Genomic DNA, 21708 nt, shown 5'->3' with positions numbered 1-21708 from the left:
GGCGCTGCGCTAGCGCAGCGCCGCAGCGGACCGAACCATGAACGACTGTTACCTATCCATCCGGTCTGGTTTGTTACCCATCCATCCGCTGGACATAGGCGGGCTTTGGCCGCCGTTCTTCAGAACGCCGAAGCGGAGCTTCGGCTATGGCGCCGGATGAGGGGTTCTCTCCGCGAGTCCCACGGTTGTTGAGTTCGCGGAGAGACACCCCTCACCGAAATGAGCGTGTGGCAAATAGCGGAGCTGCCCTCTCCCACAAGGGGAGAGGGCACAAATATGTGCCGCGCGCTTCTCAACATCTGCCATGCTATAATATCCCCCGCATGCGCGGGGCTTTCCTTCACACTCTGTTCGATATCGCGGCGTGGCTGGCGGCGGCTGCCGCCGTCTATTGGCTGGCGCGACAGGGCCTGCAGTTTCCGGCGCAGTCCTTCGAGCTGCCCTATATCGCCGCGCTGGTGTTCGGCGCCGGAATTGGCGCCTATCTGTTCGGCTCTGCCAATCTGTGGCTGTCGGGTCAGAGCGGCATCGCGCGCTCGGTCGAGGGCGCGCTGGCCGGCGGCATCGTGGCGATCGAGCTGTACAAATGGTCCGCAGGAATCGCGGCACGAACCGGAGCGCGGTTTGCGCTGCCACTGGCGCTCGGCATCGCGATCGGCCGCCTCGGATGCTACTTCGCGGGCCTCGACGACTTCACCTACGGCACGCCGACGGCGCTGCCTTTCGGCCATGATTTCGGCGACGGCGTCCTTCGCCATCCGGTCCAGCTCTACGAGAGCGCAGCCATGGCCGTATTCGCGATTGTCTTCGCAAGCGCGTGATCGAGACCGGCGTGTTCGGCGACAAGGACATGATCCCGCTGCCCTGCAACCCCGAGAGCATCTCGATCGGCTACGGCCTGCGCAACGGCGAGAAGGTGCTGCCGCTGACCTCGCTGTTACAGCAGGAGCAGCTGGTGGCGGTGATGCCCAACACCATCAGCCCGGAAAAGTACCCGATGCTGCGGGAGAAATTCGTCGATCTGTTCTCACTGTCGTCGGGCCCGCTCAACACTTCCGAGCGCGTCTGCGAACTCTTGTGCTGCCTGCCGAGCGTCGAGGTGCCGCAGGGCCTCACTTACGAGAATGTTTTCCGCGTCACCATCGTGCAATTCCTCGACCGATTCAATTTCTGCGTCGGCAACGTCAAGCGCAGCTGCATCCATTTCGTGACGGAGCAGGGCGCGATCATTCCGTGCGACACCTACAATTTGTTCTATCGGAACGGACAGATCGACGGCATCCGCGCCGGGTTGGCCGCTCAGGCGGCCGACGGAGTCTTGCAGGCATGAGCAGCGACACACCGCCGCCCGCGCCTCCCGTTCCGCCGCCGCCGACGCAAAAACGCAGCGGCTGCCTGACCGCGCTCATGGCGATCTTCGGGATCATCCTGCTGCTGCCGGGTGTCTGTGCGCTGCTGTTCGGTGGGATCTCGATGTTCGAGGATGGCAAGATCGCCTCCGACATCGCGCCATTGGTGTTCCTGGGCCTGGTCGTGGGCATCGGCGGGGTCGCCCTGATCTGGGCGGCCATCAAGGGACGGCGCGGTTAGCCCCCGTCCTCCGCTAAGCCCCGGAGATTCCCGGACAAAATTCAGTCAACCAACGGCCAAAGAACACATTGTTTTTTGGCCGTTTTTGCATATATTGCGCCGCAACGCGCAGGGCGCCCGGTCTGATATGGCCGGGCTTCCTTTTTGGGCGGAAAGCGCCCCGTTTCCAGTCTTCCAGCGTTGTTTCGAGAAGAGGTCCCGGTCCGACCGGCGAGATCGCGCTTAACCCATTGTTCGACCGCAAAGAAGCTCACTCATGAACCTTCGTAACGTCGCCATCATCGCCCACGTCGACCACGGCAAGACGACCCTGGTCGACAAGCTCCTCCAGCAATCCGGCACGTTCCGCGAAAACCAGAAGGTGACGGATCGCGCCATGGACTCCAACGACCTGGAGCGCGAGCGCGGCATCACCATTCTGGCCAAGGCCGCTTCGGTGCAGTGGAAGGACACCCGCATCAACATCGTCGATACCCCCGGCCACGCCGATTTCGGCGGCGAGGTCGAGCGCATCCTCAACATGGTGGACGGCGCCCTGGTGCTGGTCGACGCCGCCGAAGGCCCGCTGCCGCAGACCAAGTTCGTGGTCTCCAAGGCGCTCAAGGTCGGCCTGAAGCCGATCGTCGTCATCAACAAGGTCGATCGTCCCGATGCGCGGCCGACCGAGGTCATCAACGAGGTGTTCGACCTGTTCGCGGCGCTCGATGCCAGCGAGGAGCAGCTCGACTTCCCGATCCTCTACGGATCGGCGAAGCAGGGCTGGATGGCCGATAGCCCGGAGGGTCCGAAGGACAAGGGCATGGAGCCGCTGTTCGACCTGATCCTGCGCCACGTCGCGCCGCCGAAGGTCGAGGAAGGTCCTTTCCGGATGATCGGCACCATCCTCGAAGCCAATCCCTATCTCGGCCGCATCATCACCGGTCGCATCTCGTCCGGCGTGCTCAAGCCGAACCAGCAGGTCAAGGTGCTGAACGCCGAGGGCAAGCTGGTCGAGTCCGGGCGCATCACCAAGATCCTGGCATTCCGCGGCCTCGAGCGCACCCCGCTCGATGAAGCCGAAGCCGGCGACATCGTCGCCATCGCGGGCCTCACCAAGGGCACCGTCGCCGACACCTTCTGCGATCCGACCGTCGAAGTGCCGCTGCCGGCGCAGCCGATCGATCCGCCGACCGTGTCGATGTCGTTCATCGTCAACAACTCCCCGCTTGCCGGCACCGAAGGCGACAAGGTGACGAGCCGCATGATCCGTGACCGTCTGTTGCGCGAAGCCGAGGGCAACGTCGCGCTGCGTGTGGTCGAAGCCGCCGACAAGGACGCGATGGAAGTCTCGGGCCGCGGCGAATTGCAGCTCGCGATCCTGATCGAGACCATGCGCCGCGAAGGCTTCGAGCTCTCGGTGTCGCGTCCGCGCGTCGTCTACCAGAAGGACGAAGCGACCGGCGCCACCATGGAGCCGATCGAGGAGGTCGTGATCGACGTCGACGAGGAGCATTCCGGCGTCGTCGTGCAGAAGATGAGCGAGCGCAAATCCGAGCTGATCGAGATGAAGCCCTCGGGCGGCAATCGTCAGCGCCTGGTGTTCTACGCGCCGACCCGCGGCCTGATCGGCTACCAGGGCGAGCTGCTCACCGACACCCGCGGCACCGCGATCATGAACCGCCTGTTCCACGGTTACGCCCCCTACAAGGGCGAAATCCAGGGCCGCCGCAACGGCGTCCTGATCTCCAACGACCAAGGCGAGGCGGTGGCTTACGCCATGTTCAAGCTGGAAGACCGCGGCCCGATGATGATCGAGCCGGGCTGGAAGGTCTACAAGGGCATGATCGTCGGCGAGCACACCCGCGACAACGATCTCGAGATCAACGTGCTGAAGGGCAAGCAGCTCACCAACATCCGCACGACCTCGAAGGACGAAGCGGTGCGCCTGACGCCGCCGATCCGCATGACGCTGGAGAAGGCGCTCGCCTATATCGAGGACGATGAGCTGGTCGAGGTGACCCCGAAGTCGATCCGCCTGCGCAAGAAGCACCTCGACCCGAACGAGCGCAAGCGCGCCGAAAAGGCCAAGGAAGCGGTGGCGTAAGCGGGCGAATGGGGATTGGGGAGTAGCGAATAGGGCCGTTTGGCTACAGGCTGTAGTTCCGGTACTCTATTCGCCATTCGCCACTCACTATTCGCTATGTCATGTCCCTCCCCTCCTCCGTCGACGTCGCGATCATCGGTGCCGGCGCCGCCGGCCTTGGCGCGGCGCATGCGCTGGCGGGCTCCGGCCTCTCCGTGATCGTGCTGGAGGCCCGTGACCGGCTCGGCGGCCGGGCCTGGACCGTGCAGGCCTCGCCCGAGGTGACGTTCGACGTCGGCTGCGGCTGGCTTCACTCCGCGGACAAGAATTCCTACGTTCCGATCGCGCGACAGCTCGGTTTCGAGCTCAACAAGGACCTGCCGCCCTGGCGCGAGCGCGCCTTCGGCAATGCCTTTCCGCAGGCCGAGCGCGACGACTTCATGCGCGCGATGGACGCGTTCTACGAGCGCCTGTGGGAAGCCGCGCAAAAGGGCAGGGACGAACCCGCGAGCCTGAGCCTGGAGCCGGGCAATCGCTGGAATCCCATGATCGACGCGATCTCGACCTACATCAACGGCTGCGAACTCAAGGACATGTCCACGCTGGACTGGGACGCCTATGAGGACACCGACGCCAATTGGCGCGTTCGTCGCGGCTATGGCGCGCTGGTTGCAGCGTATGGGGCACCCTGCCCGGTGGCGCTGAACTGCAACGTCACGCTGATCGACCATTCCGACAAGCGCATCCGCATCGAGACGTCGCGGGGCACGCTGACCGCGGCCAAGGCGATCGTCACCGTTCCGACCAATCTGATCGCCGAGGAGGCGATCCGCTTCTCGCCGCCGCTCCCCGCAAAGGTGAACGCAGCAGCCGGCCTGCCGCTGGGCGTCGACGACAAGGTGACGCTGGCGCTCGACGACGCCAAAGCCTTTCCGAAGGAGGCCAATCTGCGTGGCGCCACCATGCGGACCGACATGGGCACCTACCACATCCGCCCGTTCGGCCAGCCCTGCATCGAGGGCTTCTTCGGCGGCAGCTTTGCGCGCGAGCTGGAAGAGGCCGGCGACGGCGCCATCGCCGCGCAGAGCATCGACGAGATCGCCGGCTTCCTCGGCAACGAGATTAGGCGCAAGCTGAAGCCGCTCTGCGAATCCCGCTGGGCGCGCGATCCGTTCGCGAGAGGCTCCTATTCGCATGCGCTGCCGGGTCACGCGGGGGATCGCGCTGTGCTGGCCGCACCGGTGGATGCCCGGCTGTTCTTCGCGGGAGAGGCGACATCGCCGACTTTCTTCACGACGGCGCATGGCGCACGGGACAGCGGCGAGCAGGCGGCGAAGGAAGTGCTGGCGGCTTTGGGCGGGCCGTAACCGCACACGCCGTCATTGCGAGCTATTCGATTACCCGCGCCCGTAAATCAGCGTCTGGCACGAAGCAGGCATCGTACTTGCCGAAGAGGCGATAGCGATTGCGCGCGATGAGACTGTAGATCGGGTCCCGCAGCGGTTTTGGCACGGCAAGCAATACGCGCACCCAGCTCCATCCAGGCAGCTGCGACAGCACGGTCAGCGCCGCATCCGACTTCATGAACGCCTCGCCGCCATGGACGACCGCGTTCGTGTCCGGATCATCCGGATCGATGCCGAACGTGCGCGCAAGCCGAGCCCCATAATCCGACTGGATCGGCGTGAACCGGAATCGTTTCCCCGTATCGCGCCTGGCGACGAAGCGGACCCAGCGCGAACAGAAGATGCAGACGCCGTCGAACAGGATCACGTCATCGTCGGGCCACTTGCTCATCATGGCTTCTTGGTCGCCACAGGCTTGGGCGGGTTCAGCGTGCGTTCGAGCGCACTGCCTGCGGCTTTGACGCCGGCTTCGGTCTCGATCATCCAGTGGCCCTCGCCGCCGACGGCAGGCAGGAAGCGCAGGTCGGCGTTGCCGCCACTTCCGCGAAATGCATCTGCGAGCTTCTGCGAAAATGCGGGCGCGAAATAGCTGTCATTGGCGGCAACGATCCACGTGACGGGAATGCGCGCCGCCTTGCCGAACTCCGCCGCGGCGGCGAGAAGCGCGTGCGGCGCGCAGATTCGGTTCGGCTCATCATTGGCATGGCCGCCGCGTCCCGGTGCAAACACCGTGATCGCGGAGATCACGTTCGGATCGGCATTGGCGAGCGCCAGCGCACCCCATCCGCCGGCGGAATGGCCGATCACGATCGCGGCATCCTTGCGGATGAAATCCTGCTTTCGCAAGAAGCCCAGCGCGAGCGAAATCGCGTCGGCCGTTGCGCGGCCCGAGCGCACATAGTCGGCCTCGTCACATCCGCCCTGATCCTCGACATAACGGCCGCCCGTCGCACCATGGCCGGGCCGCTCCGGCACCAGCACGGCAAAACCACGCGCGACGAGATAGGCGGCAAGCGGCCGGTATTCCGGCTGCGGCATTTGCGCACGACGCAGCGCGTTCTGCGTCGAGGCGTGCGCGATCACCGCGAGTCGGAACGGACCCGGGCCCGGGGGACGAAACAGGAGAGCATGCGCGGCAAGGTCGGTATCCGGCGCGGGCACCCGCCACGCTTGCCGGCGAAACGGTTCGCCCTCCCCTCCCGAGGAGCCAAACGTGACCTCGGCGCACAGAGGCGACGCAGTCAGCAAAGCCAGCAGAGGCAGGAGCGCGATGGTGTTGAGGAGCCGCATGAATTGGCCGAGTTCGAACACGAACAGCGACGGCCAGATTAGTAGGAACGAATCAATTTCGGCCGACTTTCTGCGGTGCCATTGCCGTCCCCTCGCCGCCGAGACGTGGTTTTGCACCGACGCGCGGCACGCGGTTGCGGTTCGAGGCAGCGGCTTGTCCTCTTTCGGTACAACATGGTCGAAATACTGATGCAGAAAGTCCACAGGTTAACCGATAATTAACGATAGGTCTTGCCGCCGGCGCGGTGACTTGGTTTGATCGTGTCCATGAGCACAACCCTGATCGAGGTCCGGCCGGCCAAAGCTGCAGATGCAACTGCGGTGGCGTCCACTCATGACGAAGCTTGGCGCTCGGCCTATCAGGGCATCATTCCCGGCGCCGAGCTGGAAAAGCTGATCAACCGCCGCGGTCCGCAATGGTGGGACAGTGCGATCCGCAAGGGCAGCCGCGTCAGCGTGCTCGTGTTCGGTGACAAGATCGCGGGCTATGCCAATTACGGCCGCAACCGCGCCCGCAGCCTGCATTTCGACGGCGAGATCTACGAGCTTTACCTGCGACCGGAATTCCAGGGTCTCGGCTTCGGCCGCCGCCTGTTTGCCGCCGCCCGCCGCGACCTCATGCAGAGCGGGCTGAAGAGCATGGTGGTGTGGGCCCTCTCGGACAACGATCCGGCGACGGAGTTCTACCGCGCCCTGGGCGGCCGCATGGTGGCGCGCTCGTCGGAGCGGTTCGGGCCGAAGGCGCTCGACAAGGTTGCCTTCGCTTGGACCAATTGAGCTGCTGAAACCCCAGCCGGGCAGCGTTCCCATCCGTCGATACCGCAGCCCGCTCGCGCCGGTGATCGCCGGATTCATTATTTCACAAGAACGCGATGGATCAGCGGGCCAAGCCCGCGTATGACAGCGCCAAAATCGCTGCCGGGCGCGATCTCACCTCGGCAACAACGGAGCCTTGAATGCGTATCGATGCGGTCTCGATCGGGAAAAACGTACCACACGACGTCAATGTCATCATCGAGGTCCCCGTGGGCGGCGAACCGATCAAGTACGAGATGGACAAGGAGGCCGGCACGCTGGTGGTCGACCGCTTCCTCTACACGCCGATGCGTTACCCCGGTAACTACGGCTTCATCCCGCACACGCTGTCGGATGACGGCGATCCCTGCGACGTCCTGATCATCAACACCCGCGCCATCATTCCCGGCGCCGTCATGAGCGTGCGTCCGGTCGGCGTGCTGTTCATGGAAGACGAAGCCGGCGGCGACGAGAAGATCCTGGCGGTGCCGTCGTCCAAGCTCACGCAGCGCTATGACAAGGTGAAGAGCTATTCCGACTTGCCGGACATCACGCTGCAGCAGATCCAGCACTTCTTCGAGCACTACAAGGATCTCGAGAAGGGCAAATGGGTGAAGATCCTGCGCTGGGGCGACGCAGAGGAAGCGCACAAGCTGATCCTCGAAGGCATCGAGCGCGAGAAGAAAAAGAAGGCGTAGGCTTTCGCTCCCAGGCGATGTTGTGCTCGCTCGCCCCGTTCTTACGGGGAGAGGGTTGGGGTGAGGGGCTGCTTCCGCAAAGACGGTGACAGTTGGACTCGTGGAGAGTCCCCTCACCCGGATTGCTTCGCAATCCGACCTCTCCCCGCAAGCGGGGCGAGGTGAAGAAAGCCTACACCGCCGGTTTCGGCAGTCCGGCGATCGCGCAAGCGGCCCGCAGCGTGTTCACCAGCAGGCACGCCACCGTCATCTGGCCGACGCCGCCCGGTACCGGGGTGATCGCGCCGGCAACGCCAAGCGCCTCCTGATAGGCGACGTCGCCGACGAGACGGTTCTTGCCGTCATCTTTCGGGATGCGGTTGATGCCGACGTCGATCACGGTCGCGCCCGGCTTCAGCCAGTCGCCGCGCACCATCTCCGGCTTGCCGACGGCGGCATAGACGAGGTCGGCGCGCCTTACGAGACCCGGCAGATCGCGCGAACGCGAATGCGCGATCGTGACCGTGGCGTTTTCATTCAACAGCAGCTGCACCAGCGGGCGGCCGACCAGGTTGGAGCGGCCGATGACGATGGCGTTCATGCCCTCGAGCGAGGCGTGCACGCTCTTCGTCAGGATGATGCAGCCGAGCGGCGTGCAGGGCGACAGCGCCTCGAAACCGCCGGCGAGCCGGCCGGCGTTGTTCGGATGCAGCCCATCGACGTCCTTGGCAGGGTCGATGGCGTTGATGACGGCTTCGGTGTTCAGCCCCTTCGGCAGCGGCAATTGCACGAGAATGCCGTGCACGGCCGGATCGCGGTTGAGCTTTGCGACCAGCGCCAGCAGATCTGCCTGCGAGACGTCGGCCGGCAGCTTGTGCTCGAACGAGGCCATGCCGGCGGCCTGGGTCTGGGTGTGTTTTGAGCGTACATAGACCTCACTGGCGGGGTCGTTGCCGACCAGGACCACCGCCAGGCCCGGCACCAGATTGTGCTCGCGCTTGACGCGGGTAACCTCGTCGCCGACGCGCGCCCGAAGCTCCGCGGCGATCAATTTTCCATCGATGATCTTGGCCGTCATGTCAGTTCCCTCAGTCGTTCGATTTGGCCGACACAAGCTGGCGCAGGGCCTCTCCGAGCCGTGCCGGATCGCCATCGATCGCGATCTGCTTCAGCCGCGAGGTGGCTCCGGATAGCAGCTTTACACTGGCCTTGGGAACGCCGAGCGATTTCGCCAGCAGCACCAGAACCGCCTTGTTGGCCTCGCCGCCATCGGCAATGGCGCGCACCCTCATCTTGAGCACCGTACGCCCATCCGAGAGTTGCTCGATCCCGTCGATGTCGTCGCGGCCGCCGCGCGGCGTCACCCGCAGCGCGATGTTGATTCCTGTGGCCGAGTAGCGCCAGGGTTCTTTATGAGCTTCCTTGGCAACCAAAGGCGCTCCAGCCTGCTCAAATCACGTTCGGGTAGATGTAGTACAGGATCACCCGCTCGACGAACATGATGATCAGGATCAGGATGATCGGCGAGATGTCGAGACCGCCGAGGCTGGGCAGGAAATTGCGAATCGGCGCCAGCAGAGGCTCGGTGATCCGGTACAGGAACTCCGCCACCGCCGACACGAACTGGTTGCGGGTGTTCACCACGTTGAAGGCAATCAGCCAGGACAGGATCGCGGAGGCGATCAGCAGCCAGACGTAGAGGTCGAGCACGATGATGACGATGTCGAGAACGGCACGCATGGCTTATGAGGCCTCTGGCTTTTGAAAACTCTGGCTCGGTCGGGATTGACGCCTTTTGCTAGATATCGGTTCCGTCAGGCCCAAACAAGGGAAGTTCGGGCACCGGAATGGCTAAAACCGGGTTACGCCCGTCCTTGACTTGACCTTGGCGGGGACTTAAATGGCGCCCGGTTGTCGGCCGCATTCACCAGAGCGGCCAGCAAAGGGGCCATAGCTCAGCTGGGAGAGCGCGTCGTTCGCAATGACGAGGTCGGCGGTTCGATCCCGCCTGGCTCCACCACGAAGCCCGAAGGGCGAAGACGGACTGTCTCAACCAATTCAACCTTGGAAATTGCCAAGACCTCGGGCTACGCGTGGCGCAGCCACGATGGAGCCTGAAGGGCGAAGACGGGCCGTAGCTGATAGATCCCCTACCGCCCCGTAAACCTCGGCGGCCGTTTCTCCATGAAGCTCGCCACGCCTTCCCTGAAATCACTCCCGGCCAGCGCCACCATCATCTCCCGGTTGGCCTCGATCGTCGCCTCGGCAAGCGTCTGGAACGGCACCTCGTAGAGCTGCCGCTTGATCACCGCCATCGCGCTCGGCGAGACGAATTCGGCGAGATCGCGCGCATAGGCATAGGTCTCCTCGCGCAGCTTCTCCGGCGAGCAGAGCCGGTTGACCAGCCCGATCCGCAAGGCTTCCTCGCTCGACACGCGCCGCGCCGAGAGTAGCAGATCCAGCGCATTGGCGTGGCCGACGATCCGCGGCAGCATCCAGCTGATGCCGTGCTCGGCGATCAGGCCACGCCGCGCGAAGGCGGTCGTGAACACGGTGTTGTCGGCAGCAAAGCGCAGATCGCAATAGAGTGCGTGCACCAGTCCGATACCGGCCGTGGCGCCATTGAGCATGGCGATCACAGGCTTCTTGATCGAGGGGTAATAGCCGTAGCGCGTCTGCCAATCCGGCCGGCGATTCATGTCGAACGGCGGCAGATTCGTGGCGCGTCTGACGTCGTCGGGATCCAATCCCTTGAGCGCATCCATGTCGGCGCCGGCGCAGAAGGCGCGGCCCGCGCCGGTGAGGATAATGACGCGAACATCGTCATCGCCGCTCGACGCTTCCATCGCGTGACGCACGTCGCGCTCCATGATCGGCGTCCACGCATTCATGCGGTCCGGACGATTGAGCGTGATGGTCGCGATCTTGTCGCTCACTTCATAAAGAATGTGCTCGTAGGCCATGACGCTCTCCCTTGTTTGCCGGCGCAATTTCGCGCGCGCTCGTTGGCAGCGAACCTAGCATATCCAGGAGAGAGACAAGGACTTGCGCGAGGACGCGATCACTCGGCGGCTTGCGCCAGCATCGGCCGGCGTTCGAGCCAGCCGTTGATGAAGTGATCGAGCCAGGCGCGCTCCGCGACATCGTAGACGGCGCGATCCGCGAAATGATGATGCCGTTGCCGCGCACCGGGCGCGCTGAAGCCGTCATAGCCGCGCGTGGTCCAGCGATGCATCATCGCGTAGGTCACGTCGGGGTGAAACTGCACGCCGAATGCATTGCCGGCCCGGAACGCCTGCACCGGAAAATCGTCGCCTTCGGCGAGCAGCTCGGTGCCGACAGGCAGCTCAAATCCCTCGCGATGCCAGTGATAGACCTGCGCCGGCCAGTGCGGGCAGAGCGCATGGCCTGCGGCGGTCGGCCTGATCGGGTAATACCCGATCTGCGTCAGCGCCTGCGCATGCGGCGCGACGCGCGCCCCGAGTTGCATCGCCAGCATCTGCGCACCCAAGCAGATGCCGAGGAACGGCCGCTGCTCGCGGAGCGGAATTTCGATCCAGTCGATCTCGCGGCGGATGTAGTCATCGGGATCGTTGGCACTCATCGGGCCGCCGAAGATCACGGCACCGGCATGCCGATCGAGCGTCTCGGGCAGGGGATCGCCGAAGCGGGGACGGCGAATATCGAGGCGATGGCCGAGCGCGCGCAGCGCATTGCCGACGCGCCCCGGTGTCGAGCATTCCTGATGCAGGACAATAAGAACCGGCCGCCGGGTTTCAGAGGCGGCGGCGCTCGGCGCCCTCCGCGGGAAGGGCACCACCTCTGCGCCACCAAACCTGTCCGTCCGGAACGACATGGCCTCTGCGAGTGCTATCGGTTCAGACCGCCAGCATAGCTAAGCGATGGTTAACATCGTGTGAGTTCGGGCACACACGCCCCAATCCTGAAGCAAGCTCCGGGCCACTACGGGGACTCCAGGATCTCTCTAGTGCCTCTGCCTCTGGAACCGGCTGGTGGCCGCCAGGATGAAGCCGCGCGGGAAGAAACGCAGCGCGAACGGCACGAACTTGATACCCAGACCAGGCAGCACTGCCCGTTTGTTAGCCATCAGGCCACGATACGCCTCCCGCGCAACTTCGGCGGCAGAGACGTTCAGAACAGCCGTATCATGTTGCGATCCAACACCGGCGCGCGCCTGGAATTCGGTCGGCACCGGACCCGGACAAAGCACGGTGACGCGGACGCCGCGCGGCGCCAGCTCCGCCCGCAATGCTTCCGTCAAGGAAATCACATAGGCCTTGGACGCGTAGTACACGGCCATGCCGGGACCTGGCAGGAAACCGGCGACCGACCCGACATTGAGAAGACCGCCCTTGTTCCTGATGAGCTGGTCCGCAAAGCGCAGCGACAGATCCGTCAGGGCCCGGACATTGACATCGACGATGCCGATCTGCTCGATGCGATCGCGCTCGATGGCATCGCCGAACACACCGAAGCCGGCATTGTTGACGAGATGGTCGAGCTCGACGCCTTCGGCTGCAAGGGCTGCCGCGATCGTCTCGCCGGCATCCGCTTTCTCGAGATCGCAGGCGATCACGATCGGCTTCTTGCCGCCCTTGGCAGCGAGTTCGCTCGCGAGCGCTTCGAGCCGATCCGCCCGTCTCGCGGTCAATGCGAGGCGATGTCCATTGGCGGCAAACACACGCGCCAGCTCCATCCCGATGCCCGCCGAAGCACCAGTAATCAACGTCACCCGCTCAGCCACGATCGAAGTCTCTTGAATTCAACTATTTTGGCCCCACAACGGCGGAACGAGAGCATAGGCCGTGCGCAACAGGCAAGCGGCACTGGCAGCATGGCCGCTTGAGCAGAACGACCGGCAATGCAGAGAAACCGTTGATTTGCAGGCCTATTCGGCCCAGGCGGCGAGCATATTAAACTTTCGTCATGTGCCCCCGCGGGCCGCGATCCGCCAAGTCCAGTGCCGTCAGCCGACGGCGCTGTCCTTGAGCTGACCACCGGCACGCTCCGCGACCGCGTGCTTCAGCTCGATCCGGTCGCGCTGGGAAATCCCGAGCAGGTCGGAAGCTCGCCAGACGACATTGTCTTCGAACTCACTGACCTGGCCGTCGGCATAGACCAGCTCCCACATCATCCGGACGATGCGCTTGCGGCCCTCTTCGTCGAGTGAGCGCATGATGACGCTGGTGAAGTGATAAAGGTCCACCGCGTCGCCCTCGACCTGGGTGGCGTCCGCGATCAGACGATCCGCAGTGCCGCGATCGAGCCCGAAATGGCTTTCTATCAGGCTGTGCAGCTTACGCTGCTCGGCCTCACTCGGCTCGCCGTCCAGCGAGACCACATGGACCAGCAGTGCAGTGGCCGCCAGCCGATAATCGCTGTCGCCGAATGCGCGGTCCGAGGCTTCAGAACCGACAATATCGGCGATGAATTGACGTAAGCCGTCGAGCATAAGGTCCTACCGAGATCAATGACGGCCGCGAGGAGCGCGGCCGTGACCTGCATTATATGAGCGGGAATCTAAACCTGCGCAACGGCGTCAGTTCCGCACGCTGCATTACGTTTCGGCAATCTGTCCACCGTCATTCCGGGGCGATGCGCCAGCATCGAACCCGGAATGACGAATGATGCCTCACGGGATCTCGTACACCACCATCTTGTCGGCGATGCCACGGAGCGCGGCCTGCTTCTGGATCGGCTTGATCTCGCGCCGCTGGAGGAGTTCGGCCACCGCCGGCGCATCCGCTACCGGACCGGTGATGTGAATCTCCTGCGCGGTCGACAGGCTCTGCACGCGGGCCGCGATGTTGACGGTCTGGCCGAAATAATCCTGCCGCTCGTTGAGCATGACCGCAAGGCAGGGGCCTTCGTGGATACCGATCTTGAGAATGAGGTCGTTGGCGCCGCGCTGCTTGTTCAATTCCTCCATCGCCGCGCGCATGTGCAGTCCTGCGATGATGGCGTGCTCGGGCCTGACGAAGGTCGCCATCACGGCATCGCCGATCGTCTTCACGACCGCCCCCTTCTCGGCGGCGATGATCTCCAGCAGTGCGCGAAAGTGCGCCCGCACGAGATCGAAGGCATTGAGGTCGCCGACCCGCTCATACAGCGCCGTCGAGCCCTTCAGGTCGGTGAACAGGAATGTCAGGGACGTGATCTTCAGTCGCTGGTCGACATTTAGATTGTCGGCCTTGAAGACGTCGCGGAACGTCTGGTTGGACAGCATGCGCTTCGCGGTCAGGATCGGCTTGCGCTTGCCGATCATCTCATGCAGCGCGTCGGCGGCAATCCAGACCGAAGGCAACACGCGATTGTCCGACTGGTTCTCGAGCGTGAGACGCAACGGTCCGGGGCGCATCACGGTGGTCCCCGTCGGCGCCTCCAGCTTGTTGAACATGATCGAAAGCTGCTGACGCTCGCTCGTCGGCTCGCCCTGAACGTCGAGGAAATGGGCGGAATGGGTGACCGGCTCGAACACGATGATGAACTGGCTGGGCAGGTTTAGCGACAGGATCGCCTTCTCGCCGGCGGGCAATTCGAGTGCTTCGAGCGTCACTTCGTTGATCAGGCGGGAAAAGGATTCCTCGTTGATGTCGACGCCCGAGCTCCAGAACATCTGCCGCACATACTCCCAGATCGGCAACGTCTCGGGATCATGAGCACCGATGCGGCGGACCCGCGGACTGACGGTGAAGGCCACCTCGACCATCTCATCGACGGAGGCCTCATATCCGGCGGCGCAGAGCGCGCAATTGTAGTCGTCGTGCTTCAGCGACTTCAACGTGGCGTGCGCGCCCAGCACGCCGCCGCAACCGGGACACAGCACGTTCCAGCTCATGTCGAACAGGCCAAGCCGCGAGGCGTGCAGGAATCCGGAAATGACCTTCTCCTGGTCGAGCCCGGTACGATTGGCAAAATCCAGCGCATTGATCCGGTTGAGGTCGCGGTCATGACCGTTGGCGATCAGTTGCGCTATGGCCTCCACGACAACGGGGTCGGCGGTCTGCTTCAGAACAGAAAACTGGGCCTGGATGTCGCTCATGGCGGAACTCTATCTAGGGTGGATCACGCCATCGGCCAGACGAGCGCCTGTCACCGACGCGTGATGCGGAACATGGGTGAGTGGTCCGGCTGGGTCGTGACGACGCCGAGCGGGATCACGGGATTCGCAGTATCGGCGAGCTCGACACGGAATGCGCCGATCAGCCGGGCCAGGGCCAGCACGGATTCGGCCTGGGCAAACGGCGCGCCGATGCAGACGCGCGGACCTGCGCCGAACGGCAGGTAGGCAAAACGGTCCGGCGCCTCCTGCGACATGAAGCGCTTTGGAACGAACGCGTTCGGCTGGTCCCACAGCTTCTCGTGCCGGTGCAGCAGCCAGGGCGCAATCATGATGATGTCGCCCTTGCCGATCTCGACGCCCGCCGCATTGTCCTTCTCGCGCGCGGCTCGCGCGACCAGGAAGGCGGGCGGATAGAGCCGCATGGTCTCCTCGATCACGGCGCGGGTGAATTTCTGGCGATCGATATCGGCCATGCTGTCGGGATGTTCGCCGCGGGTCTCGGACGCCACCTCCTCCTGCGTATCGGGATCGAGCGCGAGCAGATAGAGCGCCCAGAACAGCGCCGTCGCCGTGGTCTCGTGACCGGCGAGGATCATGGTCGCGACCTCGTCCACGAGCTGCTCGTCCGAGAAGCCCTTGCCGGTTTCGGGATCGCGCGCCTCGTCCATGAGATCGAACAGGTCGCGCGGCGGCGCGCCGTCCTTCTTGCCCATCGCGCGCCGTTCGGCGATCAGCATGGCGACGAACTCGGTCCAGCGCTTGCGGAAGCGGGCGCGGGCAAAATCCATTGGACTGGGCCAGGACACCGGCAGCACCATGTCGAGGAAATAGGGACGCCCCAGCCGCGCGGCATATTCCATGATGAAGTTGCGCAGGGTCGCGCCGTGCCGGTCCATGCCGAACGAGAACATGGTGCTCCCGGCGATCTCGAGCGTCATGCGCTGCATGACCTCGCGCAAATCGATGTCCTCGCCCATGCGGGCATCCAGTTTCGCGATGGTCTCGTCGAGCACCGCCGTCATGTGCGGAACGAGATTCGCCGTGGCGCGCGGCGTGAAGGCCGGCGCGAGGGTGCGGCGCTGAAACGTCCAGGAATGGCCTTCCGCGATCAGGAGGCCGTCGCCGAGCACGGGGCGCAGCATGCGGATGCCGGCCGGCGTGCGCGTGTAGTTCTCGTAATTGCTGAGCAGAACGTGCCGGATCGCATCCGGCTGGTTCAGGATGAAACTGTTGCGGAAGAAGAAGCGGCCCGGGATGACCTCTTCCTCATAGGCGCGCTGCCCCCAGGTCGCGATCATGTTCTGCCGGACCACCGCGAGACGGCCGAAGAACGACATGTCGTCGGGCGCACGCGGAGGAGCCGGAGGGATGATGGGCCGACGCACGCTGGCGAAGTTCATGGCTCTCTCCCGCAGATGTGACGCAGCCAAACAGCTAATAAGTCAGCTCGGCGATCGCAATCCTGTTCTCGGCGGCAGGCCAGGCGCGCGCCACGATCCGTTCTTCGCCGAATTGGGCCACGATGTTACGCCCGATATCGCTGGCCGGAAGCCGCAGGGTTGCTGCCGCATCCGTGGGCACGCCCGGCTTGACGTCGGCCGGCTCCTTGCCGTCGAACAGCACCACGTCCCGCGGCAGGCCGAAATAACCGCGCGGCCGCGACATGATCGCGACCGCCCCGGCGTCCTTGTCCGCCGGCCCGAGCGAGCGCGCAGGCCGCAGATGGACCACGTCGGACGAGCGTGGGAATGGCGAGCGGTAGATGTGCGTCGTGGGCGCACCGGGCGAGGTCAGGACGAATTCGAGCGGCCAGGCGGGATCGACCTGCGCCGGCCCCCAGCGTCCGTCGGCACCGGTCTTCGAGCTGTGCACCGCACCACCCTTGCGCTCACCGGTGTCAGGATCGACGCGGAAGATATCGACAGTTGCGCCCGCGACCGGCCGGTTGGTCGGCACGCCGCCTGGCGTTCCAGAAACGAGGCCGCTCAAGCTGACGCTGGCTTCCGGCACGATTGCGATGCGCCCGGGCTCACGACCGGCGATGAACTTGTAGATCTCGCGGAACGCACGCGGATGGAACGCCACCTCGCGATGGTCGAGCGCGCCGAGCACGAGGTTGGTGGCGCCCTTCAGCTCCGGCCCTTCGGCGGTCACGCCGGTCGGTGTGCCAGGCTTGCCGATGAAGCGGCCATCGGCTTGCGCATATTTGTCCATTCCGTCGCTGCGCAGGGTGAGGAACGCGACGCCCGGCGTCACCTCGCTCTCGCCCTCGTTCAGGCCGCGCAGGAAGACGCCGCGGCCGTTGAACTCGTTGTTGGGCTGGTCGTCGGTCGCGAACACGCCGTGATTGGGCGTGCCGCACAGCACGGCGTGACTGACATCGCCCGCACCGCCGCTCCTGATGACGTTGCGGATCGCATAGCCCCCGCGCGAGCTGCCGACCAGGGCCACCCGCGCCGCACCGGTCCGGCGCTTCAGCTCAGTGATGGCAGCGGCGAGCTCGCGGCGCTGGTCCTCGGTCGAGGAGCGGTTCGCCTGCTCGACCTTGTCGTCGCTGCGCGCGAGCGGGTCGGTGAAATTGATCGCCATCATGCGCTCGCGCGCGATGCCGTTTGATTCCATCCGCCACAAGGTCGTCATCCAGAGCGCGTCGTAATCGCCATTGCCGTGAACGAACAGGATCGGCGGCACCTCGGTCCTCGGCGGCACGCCAGGTGCGGTCTGGGCGATCGCGCCGGCCCGCATGCTCGCAACCGCGAAGGGCAGGCTGCCGGCTCCCAGCAGGATCGTCCGTCGCGACAGCCTCATCGGTTCCTCCTGCAAAACCATGCCTTTGCACCGCTTATACCTGCCCAACCACTGGACAGCGAAGGACTTTCGCAGGCATCAGTGATCCGATCGGAATCGCTGAAGCTAATTCTGACACCCGATATGGAAGGGGATATGACTGAGCAGACGAACCGCCGGACATTTGCCGGCGACGGCATCACCGCTCCCCTGCGGTACACATTGTTCCGGCGCATCTGGCTCGCCAGCCTGCTCTCCAATCTCGGCCTCCTGATCCAGGGCGTAGGCGCGGCCTGGGCGATGACGCAGATGGCCGCCTCGGCCGACAAGGTGGCGCTGGTGCAGACCGCGCTGATGCTGCCGATCATGTTGATCTCGATGCCCGCCGGCGCCATCGCCGACATGTATGACCGCCGCATCGTCAGCGTAATTTCGCTGTCGATCGCGCTGGTCGGCGCGAGCACGCTCACCGTGCTGGCTGGCCTTAACCTGATCACGCCCGAATTGCTGCTCGCCTTCTGCTTCATCGTCGGCAGCGGCAACGCGCTGTTCGGCCCGGCCTGGCAGTCCTCGGTCAGCGAACAGGTGCCGCCCGAGTCATTGGCGTCCGCGGTGGCGCTGAACGGCATCAGCTACAACATCGCGCGCAGCTTCGGCCCCGCGGTCGGCGGCGTCATCGTCGCTGCGCTCGGCGCGGTGGCCGCGTTCGCCTGCAACGCCATCCTCTATCTACCGCTGCTGGTGGTGCTGCTGCTCTGGCGCCGCAGCACCGAACCCTCGCGCCTGCCGCGCGAGAAGCTCAACCGCGCCATGGTCTCGGGCTTCCGCTACATCACCAATTCGCCGCCGATCAAGATCGTGCTGTTGCGCACGCTGGTGATGGGCCTGATCGGCGGCGCCGTGATGGCGCTGATGCCGCTGGTCGCGCGCGACCTGCTGCATGGTGGCGCGCAGACCTACGGCATCATGCTGGGTGCCTTCGGCATGGGCGCGGTGATCGGCGCGCTCAACATCCACGAATTGCGCAAGCGCATGAGCGGCGAGGCCGCGATCCGGGCCTGCACCATCACGATGGCCTTCGCCATGGCAGCCCTCGCACTGAGCACGGAGCCGGTGTTGACGGCGGCCGCGCTGGTGCTCGGCGGCGCGGTCTGGATGGCGGCGATCGCGCTGTTCAACATCGGCGTGCAGCTCTCGGCGCCGCGCTGGGTCGCCGGCCGCTCGCTCGCGGCGTTCCAGGCCGCGATCGCCGGCGGCATCGCGATCGGCGCCTGGGGCTGGGGCCATCTCACCGACTATGCCGGCGTCGAGATGGCGCTGCTGACGGCGGCCGGCCTGATGCTGATCTCGCCGCTGCTCGGCATCTGGCTCACGATGCCGCGCGTCGGCGCCCGCAACGAGGATGCGGACATGCTGGCCGATCCCGAGGTGAAACTGTCGCTGACGGGCCGCAGCGGGCCGCTCGTGGTCGAGATCGAATATCGCGTCGCCCAGGAGAACGCGCGCGCGTTCCACAACGTGATGCAGGACGTGCAGCTCTCGCGCCAGCGAAACGGCGCCTATGGCTGGTCGATCGCGCGCGACATCGCAGACCCTGAATTGTGGACCGAGCGCTATCACTGCCCGACCTGGTTCGACTACTTGCGTCAGCGCAACCGCTCGACCCAGTCCGAGCGCGCGCTGCACCAGCAGGCGATCGATTTCCACATCGGTCCCGATCCGGTGCGGATCCGCCGCATGCTGGAGCGCCCGTTCGGTTCGGTGCGCTGGAAGGACGACACGCCGGACCGCGCGAACAGCGAGGTGCTGCCGGTGGTTGCGACCGCTGCGGGCAGCAGCACATGACGTTGTCATTCCGGGGCGCGCGAAGCGCGAGCCCGGAATCCATTTCTCTCAGGAGTTGGCCGCCCGATGGATTCCGGGCTCGCGCCTGACGGCGCGCCCCGGAATGACGTCACTGCCCATGCTGGGTCAGCACCTTGTCGCAAGCCTTGCTCAGCTTGGTGCGGTTCTGCTTCAGGCAGGCCAGCACGGCGCCGTCGCCATTGTTCATCACGGGGCGGCAGAAGCGCGTGACGTCGCGCGCGCAGGCATCATGGCCGGGCTGCTGTTGCGCGGAGGCGCTCGATGCGCACAGGAGCAAAGGAATGATGAAAAGAAATCTGGCCATCGCGAAATGCCTCTTACCCGGAAGAATATGCGGGCGAAGCTAGTGCGGCGATCCCAAAGCCGCAACGGGTTTATTGTCCGGCGACCAGCGCCGCCGCGTAGCCTTGGCCCGGGGCCGGGGGACATGGCGAGGGGAGCTGCCGGCGCAATCGACGGCGTCGCGCTCACTGCTTGTCCTGGGCGTCAGCGACCTTGCGCGAGGCGCCCTTTGCGAGGTTCTTGTCCATCACCGCGCGGCAGCCGGCGCTCAGATCCGAGCGATGCTTGATCATGCACGCCGTGATCTTCGGGATGTTGGGGATCTCCGCCGAGCAGAGGCGGAAGGCATCGCCGGTGCACATCTGCTGCGCCTCGGCCGAGAAGGCGAAGCTCGCGCTCGTCGAAGCGATCGAGACGATGGCGGCAAGGCCCAGAGCCAGGCTGGTGGCGCGGATCTTGCCGGTAAACGACTTGGCGTTCAGAGACCTGGTCATTCAAAGCTCCCATTGGCTCCGCGCTAAGCGGGCCGGTTGTTGATGGGATCCACGATGCTCCGGCAAAACCGTTTCCACTGTGATGACGCTCACGGGAGACCCATATCTGTGATCCCGGTCACTTTGGCGTACCCCGTTGAAATTCCTCCACGGCCGCCGTCGTGTTGGTGTCACGTTAACTGTTGCTTCGCATTAATGGCTGGTCGCGCGGAAAATTCCGCTGGTTTGGTTGCGTAATTGGAAAGAGCAGCGATGCGTAATGCGTTGGGCCTGATGCTGGCCAGTGTAGTTGCGGCGGTCGTGATCGCCGCCGGCGGTTGGTTCTATTATTCCGCGCGCGCCGACCAGGGCGCTCCTAAGACAGTTGCCGCTCGTGCCGCCGATCAACTGCCGGCACAGGCGAAGCTCGCCGCCAAGGATGACGTCGAGACCACCGCGGCGATCGCGGCCAAGCCCACGGCAGCCGCGCCCACCCCGGCCGTGCCGATGCAGCCGAAGCAGACCTGCGCCAATCCGAACGCGCTGGGCGTGTCCCGCGTCGTCGAGATCGACACCACGGGTGGTCCCGGCTTCGGCTTCGAGCACTTCAAGCAGTTCGACTTCCTGACCGACAAGGAGGTCGTGCTGACCTTCGACGACGGACCGTGGCCGGTCAACACGCCCGCGGTGCTGAAGGCGCTTGCGGACGAATGCACCAAGGGCCTGTTCTTCTCGGTCGGCAAGCACGCGACCTACCATCCGGAAATCCTGAAGCAGGTGTTGGCCCAGGGCCACACGGTCGGCACGCACACTTGGTCGCACGTCAACCTCAACAGCAAGAAGATGACGGAGCAACAGGTCAAGGACGAGGTCGAGAAGGGTTTTAGCGCAGTGCGGTTCGCGCTCGGCACCAACCCGGCACCGTTCTTCCGCTTCCCGCAGCTCCAGCACAACCCGGCGATGGTGAGCTATTTCGGCACCCGCAACGTCGCGATGTTCTCGACCGACATCGACTCCTTCGACTTCAGGAAGGGTGCGACGCCGGAGAAGATCGTCGAGACCGTGATGACGAGGCTCGACAAGCTCGGCAAGGGCATCATCCTGATGCACGATTTCCAGAAGCACACCGGCGAAGCCATGCCGGCGCTGCTCGCGCGGCTCAAGGCCGGCGGCTACAAGGTCGTGCAGATGAAGGCCAAGGCGACGCTCCAGACGCTGCCGGAATATGACGAGGCGCTGATGAAGGACATGAAGGTGCCGACCGCCGGCACGAATGCGCGCCCGATCTCGAGCGTGGTGCAGACGGTGTCGCAGTAAAGCGCGATCAGTCCAATCCAAAACTCTTGCGTCATGGCCGCGCGCGGCCGAAGCCGCTTCGGCGCGGCGAAGGCCCGGC

The 21708-nt window shown here is 64.7% G+C and carries 21 protein-coding genes, 1 tRNA gene and 2 pseudogenes; 10 read left to right on the top strand and 14 right to left on the bottom strand.

Annotation, left to right across the window (positions count from 1 at the left end):
* Nucleotides 1-323: 323 nt before the first annotated feature.
* The 5 genes and pseudogenes from EDE08_RS20760 to EDE08_RS20740 all read left to right on the top strand — a co-directional run.
* Nucleotides 324-818: pseudogene (locus EDE08_RS20760) on the top strand (prolipoprotein diacylglyceryl transferase family protein); the annotation flags it as partial.
* Nucleotides 806-1330: pseudogene (locus EDE08_RS20755) on the top strand (radical SAM protein); the annotation flags it as partial. The pseudogenes EDE08_RS20760 and EDE08_RS20755, both read left to right, overlap by 13 nt.
* Nucleotides 1327-1590, top strand: coding sequence for a hypothetical protein (locus EDE08_RS20750; protein WP_131870669.1), 264 nt, complete (start codon nucleotides 1327-1329; stop codon nucleotides 1588-1590). The pseudogene EDE08_RS20755 and the gene EDE08_RS20750, both read left to right, overlap by 4 nt.
* Before the next feature lie 256 nt (nucleotides 1591-1846).
* Nucleotides 1847-3673: a translational GTPase TypA gene (gene typA / locus EDE08_RS20745; protein ID WP_061880115.1), complete on the top strand. Its 1827-nt coding sequence runs from the start codon at nucleotides 1847-1849 to the stop codon at nucleotides 3671-3673.
* Between the two features lie 101 nt (nucleotides 3674-3774).
* A complete protein-coding gene (locus EDE08_RS20740) occupies nucleotides 3775-5019 on the top strand; it encodes a flavin monoamine oxidase family protein (RefSeq protein ID WP_131870668.1) in 1245 nt (414 codons plus the stop codon).
* A gap of 22 nt (nucleotides 5020-5041) precedes the next feature.
* Here EDE08_RS20740 and EDE08_RS20735 read toward each other — a convergent pair whose 3' ends face one another.
* Complete coding sequence (locus tag EDE08_RS20735; protein WP_131870667.1) at nucleotides 5042-5449, bottom strand: thiol-disulfide oxidoreductase DCC family protein; 408 nt, start codon at nucleotides 5447-5449, stop codon at nucleotides 5042-5044.
* Nucleotides 5449-6348: an alpha/beta hydrolase family protein gene (locus EDE08_RS20730; RefSeq protein WP_131870693.1), complete on the bottom strand. Its 900-nt coding sequence runs from the start codon at nucleotides 6346-6348 to the stop codon at nucleotides 5449-5451. Before EDE08_RS20730 ends, EDE08_RS20735 begins: the two co-directional genes overlap by 1 nt.
* Nucleotides 6349-6615: 267 nt before the next feature.
* Between EDE08_RS20730 and EDE08_RS20725 the strand changes: the two genes are divergently transcribed.
* Together EDE08_RS20725 and ppa are read left to right on the top strand one after the other, a co-directional pair.
* Nucleotides 6616-7125: a GNAT family N-acetyltransferase gene (locus tag EDE08_RS20725; RefSeq protein WP_024338772.1), complete on the top strand. Its 510-nt coding sequence runs from the start codon at nucleotides 6616-6618 to the stop codon at nucleotides 7123-7125.
* A gap of 179 nt (nucleotides 7126-7304) precedes the next feature.
* A complete protein-coding gene (gene ppa, locus EDE08_RS20720; protein WP_131870666.1) occupies nucleotides 7305-7841 on the top strand; it encodes an inorganic diphosphatase in 537 nt (178 codons plus the stop codon).
* Between the two features lie 172 nt (nucleotides 7842-8013).
* Here ppa and folD read toward each other — a convergent pair whose 3' ends face one another.
* From folD to EDE08_RS20705, 3 genes are read right to left on the bottom strand one after another with little or no spacing between them, the layout of a single operon-like run.
* Entirely contained in the window at nucleotides 8014-8898 is an 885-nt protein-coding gene (gene folD / locus EDE08_RS20715) for a bifunctional methylenetetrahydrofolate dehydrogenase/methenyltetrahydrofolate cyclohydrolase FolD (RefSeq protein WP_131870665.1), read from the bottom strand.
* 10 nt (nucleotides 8899-8908) lie between these two features.
* Complete coding sequence (locus tag EDE08_RS20710) at nucleotides 8909-9253, bottom strand: DUF167 domain-containing protein (protein ID WP_131870664.1); 345 nt, start codon at nucleotides 9251-9253, stop codon at nucleotides 8909-8911.
* Between the two features lie 16 nt (nucleotides 9254-9269).
* Complete coding sequence (locus EDE08_RS20705) at nucleotides 9270-9560, bottom strand: YggT family protein (protein ID WP_028177047.1); 291 nt, start codon at nucleotides 9558-9560, stop codon at nucleotides 9270-9272.
* A gap of 204 nt (nucleotides 9561-9764) precedes the next feature.
* On the opposite strand from EDE08_RS20705, the gene EDE08_RS20700 reads away from it, so the two are divergent.
* A tRNA-Ala gene (locus EDE08_RS20700) sits at nucleotides 9765-9840 on the top strand.
* Nucleotides 9841-9970: 130 nt separating this feature from the next.
* Here EDE08_RS20700 and EDE08_RS20695 read toward each other — a convergent pair.
* The 7 genes from EDE08_RS20695 to EDE08_RS20665 all read right to left on the bottom strand — a co-directional run bounded on the left by EDE08_RS20695 (nucleotide 9971) and on the right by EDE08_RS20665 (nucleotide 17712).
* Nucleotides 9971-10783 carry an enoyl-CoA hydratase gene (locus tag EDE08_RS20695; protein ID WP_131870663.1) on the bottom strand — a complete coding sequence of 271 codons (813 nt, stop codon included), beginning with the start codon at nucleotides 10781-10783 and terminating at the stop codon, nucleotides 9971-9973.
* Nucleotides 10784-10881: 98 nt separating this feature from the next.
* Nucleotides 10882-11676 carry a glutamine amidotransferase gene (locus tag EDE08_RS20690; protein WP_131870662.1) on the bottom strand — a complete coding sequence of 265 codons (795 nt, stop codon included), beginning with the start codon at nucleotides 11674-11676 and terminating at the stop codon, nucleotides 10882-10884.
* Between the two features lie 129 nt (nucleotides 11677-11805).
* Nucleotides 11806-12585 (bottom strand): SDR family NAD(P)-dependent oxidoreductase, encoded by a 780-nt coding sequence (locus EDE08_RS20685; RefSeq protein WP_131870661.1) that lies wholly within the window; start codon nucleotides 12583-12585, stop codon nucleotides 11806-11808.
* Nucleotides 12586-12807: 222 nt separating this feature from the next.
* Complete coding sequence (locus EDE08_RS20680; protein WP_131870660.1) at nucleotides 12808-13293, bottom strand: tellurite resistance TerB family protein; 486 nt, start codon at nucleotides 13291-13293, stop codon at nucleotides 12808-12810.
* A 180-nt stretch (nucleotides 13294-13473) separates the two neighbouring features.
* Nucleotides 13474-14883 carry an adenylate/guanylate cyclase domain-containing protein gene (locus tag EDE08_RS20675; RefSeq protein WP_131870659.1) on the bottom strand — a complete coding sequence of 470 codons (1410 nt, stop codon included), beginning with the start codon at nucleotides 14881-14883 and terminating at the stop codon, nucleotides 13474-13476.
* Nucleotides 14884-14933: 50 nt separating this feature from the next.
* Entirely contained in the window at nucleotides 14934-16304 is a 1371-nt protein-coding gene (locus EDE08_RS20670; protein WP_131870658.1) for a cytochrome P450, read from the bottom strand.
* Nucleotides 16305-16338: 34 nt separating this feature from the next.
* Entirely contained in the window at nucleotides 16339-17712 is a 1374-nt protein-coding gene (locus EDE08_RS20665) for a hydrolase (RefSeq protein ID WP_131870657.1), read from the bottom strand.
* Between the two features lie 135 nt (nucleotides 17713-17847).
* Between EDE08_RS20665 and EDE08_RS20660 the strand changes: the two genes are divergently transcribed.
* Nucleotides 17848-19536: an MFS transporter gene (locus EDE08_RS20660; RefSeq protein ID WP_131870656.1), complete on the top strand. Its 1689-nt coding sequence runs from the start codon at nucleotides 17848-17850 to the stop codon at nucleotides 19534-19536.
* Between the two features lie 109 nt (nucleotides 19537-19645).
* Here the strand turns inward: EDE08_RS20660 and EDE08_RS20650 are convergent, their stop codons facing one another.
* Nucleotides 19646-19861 (bottom strand): hypothetical protein, encoded by a 216-nt coding sequence (locus EDE08_RS20650; RefSeq protein WP_061880099.1) that lies wholly within the window; start codon nucleotides 19859-19861, stop codon nucleotides 19646-19648.
* A 163-nt stretch (nucleotides 19862-20024) separates the two neighbouring features.
* Entirely contained in the window at nucleotides 20025-20333 is a 309-nt protein-coding gene (locus tag EDE08_RS20645) for a hypothetical protein (RefSeq protein ID WP_131870655.1), read from the bottom strand.
* 252 nt (nucleotides 20334-20585) lie between these two features.
* Between EDE08_RS20645 and EDE08_RS20640 the strand changes: the two genes are divergently transcribed.
* On the top strand, nucleotides 20586-21629 hold the full coding sequence (locus EDE08_RS20640) for a polysaccharide deacetylase family protein (protein WP_131870654.1): 1044 nt from the start codon (nucleotides 20586-20588) through the stop codon (nucleotides 21627-21629).
* Nucleotides 21630-21708: the final 79 nt, after the last annotated feature.

The organism is Bradyrhizobium sp. R2.2-H, from assembly GCF_004346455.1.
In the GTDB taxonomy this organism is placed as follows: domain Bacteria; phylum Pseudomonadota; class Alphaproteobacteria; order Rhizobiales; family Xanthobacteraceae; genus Bradyrhizobium; species Bradyrhizobium diversitatis.
The sequence above is the reverse complement of the archived record's forward strand: the minus strand, read 5'-3'. Positions and strand labels throughout refer to the sequence as shown.

Coding starts and splice junctions, on each gene's coding strand:
- EDE08_RS20750 (WP_131870669.1), top strand. CDS start 1,327: ATGAGCAGCGACACACCGCCGCCCGCGCCTCCCGTTCCGCCGCCGCCG.
- typA (WP_061880115.1), top strand. CDS start 1,847: ATGAACCTTCGTAACGTCGCCATCATCGCCCACGTCGACCACGGCAAG.
- EDE08_RS20740 (WP_131870668.1), top strand. CDS start 3,775: ATGTCCCTCCCCTCCTCCGTCGACGTCGCGATCATCGGTGCCGGCGCC.
- EDE08_RS20735 (WP_131870667.1), bottom strand. CDS start 5,449: ATGAGCAAGTGGCCCGACGATGACGTGATCCTGTTCGACGGCGTCTGC.
- EDE08_RS20730 (WP_131870693.1), bottom strand. CDS start 6,348: ATGCGGCTCCTCAACACCATCGCGCTCCTGCCTCTGCTGGCTTTGCTG.
- EDE08_RS20725 (WP_024338772.1), top strand. CDS start 6,616: ATGAGCACAACCCTGATCGAGGTCCGGCCGGCCAAAGCTGCAGATGCA.
- ppa (WP_131870666.1), top strand. CDS start 7,305: ATGCGTATCGATGCGGTCTCGATCGGGAAAAACGTACCACACGACGTC.
- folD (WP_131870665.1), bottom strand. CDS start 8,898: ATGACGGCCAAGATCATCGATGGAAAATTGATCGCCGCGGAGCTTCGG.
- EDE08_RS20705 (WP_028177047.1), bottom strand. CDS start 9,560: ATGCGTGCCGTTCTCGACATCGTCATCATCGTGCTCGACCTCTACGTC.
- EDE08_RS20695 (WP_131870663.1), bottom strand. CDS start 10,783: ATGGCCTACGAGCACATTCTTTATGAAGTGAGCGACAAGATCGCGACC.
- EDE08_RS20690 (WP_131870662.1), bottom strand. CDS start 11,676: ATGTCGTTCCGGACGGACAGGTTTGGTGGCGCAGAGGTGGTGCCCTTC.
- EDE08_RS20680 (WP_131870660.1), bottom strand. CDS start 13,293: ATGCTCGACGGCTTACGTCAATTCATCGCCGATATTGTCGGTTCTGAA.
- EDE08_RS20675 (WP_131870659.1), bottom strand. CDS start 14,883: ATGAGCGACATCCAGGCCCAGTTTTCTGTTCTGAAGCAGACCGCCGAC.
- EDE08_RS20670 (WP_131870658.1), bottom strand. CDS start 16,304: ATGAACTTCGCCAGCGTGCGTCGGCCCATCATCCCTCCGGCTCCTCCG.
- EDE08_RS20665 (WP_131870657.1), bottom strand. CDS start 17,712: ATGAGGCTGTCGCGACGGACGATCCTGCTGGGAGCCGGCAGCCTGCCC.
- EDE08_RS20660 (WP_131870656.1), top strand. CDS start 17,848: ATGACTGAGCAGACGAACCGCCGGACATTTGCCGGCGACGGCATCACC.
- EDE08_RS20650 (WP_061880099.1), bottom strand. CDS start 19,861: ATGGCCAGATTTCTTTTCATCATTCCTTTGCTCCTGTGCGCATCGAGC.
- EDE08_RS20645 (WP_131870655.1), bottom strand. CDS start 20,333: ATGACCAGGTCTCTGAACGCCAAGTCGTTTACCGGCAAGATCCGCGCC.
- EDE08_RS20640 (WP_131870654.1), top strand. CDS start 20,586: ATGCGTAATGCGTTGGGCCTGATGCTGGCCAGTGTAGTTGCGGCGGTC.